Annotated in this window: 2 protein-coding genes; both read left to right on the forward strand. The window is 34.8% G+C overall.

The features are described from left to right. Positions 1–822 precede the first annotated feature (822 nt). The gene (gene ltrA, locus IJ258_RS08315) at positions 823–2,346 is read left to right on the forward strand and encodes a group II intron reverse transcriptase/maturase (RefSeq protein WP_292805678.1); all 1,524 of its coding nucleotides are present in this window, start codon (positions 823–825) and stop codon (positions 2,344–2,346) included. A gap of 325 nt (positions 2,347–2,671) precedes the next feature. After that, on the forward strand, positions 2,672–5,258 hold a 2,587-nt coding region (locus IJ258_RS08320; RefSeq protein ID WP_292805680.1), incomplete at its 3' end, for a C1 family peptidase.

A 5,258-nucleotide genomic window follows, 5' to 3' on the forward strand; every position in this document is an offset into this window, starting at 1 on the left:
AATTGTTTTAGTAATTACTTTAATTTTATCTGCTATTGGAAGTGGTATTTCTCAATGGAATTCAACTGTTGGAGGTATCATCGTTGGAATTATAGGAGTCTACAACGCATTCTTCGCAGGTAGAGCAATTGGTTTATTATACTCTGATGTATAAACAAACCTTTTTCTTTTTCTTTTTTTTAGTGCGACAAGCATTTGTCTTTTAAATTTTGTTATATGAACTCATTGTTTTTTTTTGAGAGTTTTATGTCAGTACAACTATTAGTATGTTGTTAATCCTGTTATGAGGGTTATTCTCGCTCGAAACTGCGTCACTGGCGACGGTGGGGTGGGTTGCATGAGAGTTTAAAGCTCAATTCTCAATCATAGCATCCGTTGATTGGAAGAGCAAGAGAAAGGCGAATAATGGCAAACGATAAGTGAACTTCTATAAGCATCGTAAAGAAAGAATCAGAGGCGTTTAGGATGATGTGAGTAATCTCTGATTATTGCATACAGGTCATACAGATTTAAAAAGCATGTATATAGCTCATAACCCATAGGTATGTCGGTGTATTGGGAGTGCCTAAGTTCAAGGCCGTATCTGACAGAAGATAAACTTGGTAAGCCTGGAATTGTCCCATTCGTGGGTAGGGTGACCGTGAGGAAGTCTGACGTTCTTTTCCAGGTAAAGGATTTTGAAAAAGCGAATGCCACTGTGCCGAAAGGCAATAGGAAAATGACAAATAATAACTATGGTGGATATGCTGACTTCAAAAGGTGTATAACGTGAAATAAAACTAAAAGTAACTTTAAATGTGGAATAAGAGTGTGATTTTGGCGATGAAAACTGAAAAACAGATTAATGTTGTTCAGTCCGTGGAATTGGACGAACTCGATAAAGAATGGAAAGCCATTGATTGGCGAAAGTTAGAACGAGACATATTTAAGTTACAACAGAGGATATTTCGTGCTGAAGCAAATGGAGAATACCGAAAAGTAAGAGATTTGACCAGATTACTTGTTAATAGTAAGAAGGCTCTTTTATATAGTATTCGTGTTGTTACTCAATTAAATAGTGGTAAACGGACTGCTGGTCTTGATAATCGTGTATATTTGACTAATGCAGAACGAATGCAACTATTTTATAAATTATCAAATTATAATATAAATTTATATAAACCAAAACCTGTTCTTCGTGTCTTGATTGATAAGAAGAATGGTAAAAAGCGACCGTTGGGAATTCCAACGATTATTGACCGTATTTACCAAAATGTTTGTAAATTGGCTTTGGAACCAATGTGTGAATCTTATTTTGAATCAACTAGTTATGGATTTCGACCACTCCGAAGTGTTAAAGATGCAATTGCAAAACTGCATCATCATCTTCGTGGTTTAAATCGTCCATTTATATTTGAAGGTGACTTCAAATCATGTTTTGATACTTTAAATCATGAACATATACTTAAACAGTTAGGAAACTTTCCTTTGAGGAATTTAATTCATGATTGGCTCAAAGCAGGCTATGTCCATAATAATCAGTTTAATGAGACTGAAAGAGGAACTCCGCAAGGAGGTATTATCTCTCCATTATTGGCAAATATAGCACTTCATGGAATGGAGGAAGCTCTGAACATAAAATATTATCCTATTAAACGTAAAGATGGGTCTATTACTTATTCAAATCGCTCTAAATATGTAATGGTGAGGTATGCCGATGATTTTGTCGTCCTCTGTAGAACAAAAGAGGATGCCGAAAACATACCTAAACTCTTAGAAAACTACTTATCTGAGCGAGGACTCACATTAGCGGAAGATAAAACTAAAATTACTTCTATACAAAAAGGATTTGACTTTTTGGGATTTAATATCCGTAGTTTTAATACTTTTCATGGTGAGAAAGTATTTGTCCAACCATCTAAGAATAGTATAAAAGCTTTTAAGCAAAAGGCTAATGATATCTATCGTAAAGCGATTGGTGGTGACATTGAATCGTTTATAGGGTCATTGAACAGCTTAATAATTGGTACGGCCAATTATTGGAGAATATCTGCGGCTTCCAGAACATTCAGAAAAATGGACTACTATTTAATTCAAAAGACTCGTAAACTGTTACGTAGATGGTATCCATCTAAATCACATAAATGGATTAAAGGTAAGCACTACAAGCCTGATCGTAGGGGTAAAAGTAAGGATAGATACATATTCACTGACCCAGATACTGGATTACAGTTAAGAAGAATGGTTTGGACGCATATTAAATATCCATTTCAGTTTAAATATATGGCAACTCCATATGATAAATCTTTTGATGAATATTTTGAGAAAACAATGTTCAAATCTGCTTTTAGATGTTTATATGGTTAGAATTTGATGGTATTTGCTTTAGGTAAACAATATGCTTGAGCGGCTTGTCGGGAAACTGACACGAGCCGTTCTGAGGAGAGGAGGAGTGAGTAATCACTCCGACTTATCCGACAAAATGTGACACTTGTCGCATCATTACTTTTTTTATACATTCGAATGTTAATACAAAACCATCCACTAAATTTTAACAAATGTCAAATAAATATCCATTTAAATGCACAATCTAAAAATATTTTAATATAAGTAACAATAAAAAACTAATCATAAATAAATGGAGAAGATAAACTTGAAATTTTTTAAGATAAGCATAATATTTCTTGCGTTAATGATTTTCTCTGTTGGATTTGTTTTTGCTGAAGATGCAAATCAAACCGACAACAGTCTGGAAATGACTGACGGAGATGTTGTATCAATTGGTGATGTTAGAACCTATGCTGATTTAACCTACCAATTTAAAAATACCAAAGCAGATTTAATAACAGATTATGCATTTGACGAAGAAAACGATGTGAAAAGAATTAATATTACTGGATATGATTCAAATTATCCTATCAATGGTAATAATCATGTTATCGATGGTAAAAATAGTGCAGGAGTATTCAAATTAATGAATGGAGAATTTACAATAAGAGATTTGACAATTAAAAACTGTGGCGAAAGTGCTATAATACTAAATAATGCCAAATTAACATTAAATAATGTTAAATTTATTGACAATAAAGACAAAGAATCAGGTGCGGCAGTTTATTCATATAAAAGTACATTAATCACCAACAATTGTCTGTTTGAAAACAATGATGCTCCTGAAGGCTCAGCAATTTATACCGATGACAGCCAGCTATACCTACAAAAGACCACATTTAGAAACAAAAATCCTGTAAAATGGTCATTAGTTTATACTGTAAAGACTTTGGTTGATGTTAAAAACAGCGTTTTTGAGAATGCAACATCCACCTATGCAACAGCAATTTATGGGTCAGGCTCTAAAATAGACATTAGAAACACTAGATTTTCTAATTTACGTGCAATTGCTACCGGAGGTGCAGTTGCTGTAAAGAAATTAGGTGTTTATAAAGACGATCCGTTTTCATTAAATATCCAATACTGTACATTTTCAAATGTCAGTTCAACAAAAAACGGTGGGGCAATCTATGCTGATGTCAATGGAGGTGACTATGAAAGATCCAATGAATGGGTTATTATTAATAACACTTTATTTGACAAATGTTCCTCAGAATTCGGTGGCGCCATATTGCAGCTTGGAGGAAAATTGAACATCATAGACTCCAATTTTACAAACAACATTGCAACCTACTCAGGTGGAGCAGTATACACCTCAGACTCTATATTCTATGCCGGAGGCAGCCTTTTTAAAAACAATACTCTTTATTATAAAGACATGAACTTCGCTAACGGAGGAGCAATGTATCTGGACTACGGCAGCCAGGAAATTGAATATTGTAATTTCATAGATAACACAGCTTTTGAAGGCGGAGCAATATATTCATTTGCCAGCTTCATTACAGCAATAAATTCCACATTTGAAAACAACAAAGAGGGAATTCATGGAAACTTCCTTAAAGAGGGCTCATATTATAAAGGGCTTTTCTCAAAAAGCAACGATAAATACGAATTTAATGATGAGACATTCGCTACATTCGTAGATTTTCCAGGTAAAAAAATCGTTTTAAATCCAATTGCAGTAAATGGAAGTGTTAATGATGCTAAATTTGACTTACGTGACTTTGGAGTGGTGACTCCTGTTGAAGACCAAGGACGAAATGGAGCATGTTGGGCATTCGGTACTACCGGCGCTTTTGAATCCGCATTCCTAAAAGCAACCGGAATTAAATTAGATATCTCCAACAACAACATACAAAACTCAGGTATCAGATATTCAATTTACGGAAAACCTTCCATGACTGAAGGAGGCTACATTTTCGGAGGATTAAGTTACATATTAAGCTGGTTAGGTGTTGTAAACACTGAAAACGACAAATATGATGAACTTGGAAAAATATCTCCAATCATATTTACCGACAACAGCTACCACATTACAGATGCAGTAATCCTTGATCCTGTAAATATAACTTCAATGAAGGATGCTCTAATCAATTACGGGGCATTGACTGTTTTCGTAAACGGAGCAAATCCCAACAATGCCTATTACAACCAAAATACAAAAGCGTCATACTGTAACAATCAAAGTTTAGGAAACCACTTCGTTACAGTAGTAGGATGGGATGACAACTTCTCCAGAGGCAACTTCAAAATAGATCCTGGCCATGACGGCGCATGGATTTGTAAAAACAGCTGGGGAACCGAATGGGGAGATAACGGTTATTTCTACCTTTCATATTACGATGCACCGCTTAGATTTAATTATGCAGTAGGTTATGTAATCAACAATACAGAAGTCTACGACAGGCTTTATCAATATGACGTTGCCGCTTTTCAAGGAGACTACTACAAAAGCGAAAGAGGCAATGACATACTTTACAAAAATACCTACACTAGCATGGAAGGTGAAATGATTGCAGCTGTCGGCACATACTTCTTTACTGCTAATCAAAACTATAAAATAACAATTTTTGTAAACGGCAAACAGGTTTACACCCAAAGCGGTAAATCAAAATTCAGCGGATTTGAAACAGTTAAACTAAACAAAAAAGTTGCTGTCGGCAAAAACACTAGTTTTACAGTGCAAATTGAAACAAAATATGCACCAGTTCTTGAAAATTCAAGACAATACTTTTTCAGTGGAACTTCAATATATCAAAACGGCGACAACATCATAGATTACAGTGCTCAGGGAAAAGCAGTTTGTATTAAAGCATATACCTTCAAAAACAAAAATGCGGCATCAAACCCAACCCAACATTACAATCCGAACAAAGCTGTAATTCAAGGAT

This window comes from Methanobrevibacter sp., from assembly GCF_017468685.1.
Classification (GTDB): Archaea; Methanobacteriota; Methanobacteria; order Methanobacteriales; family Methanobacteriaceae; genus Methanocatella.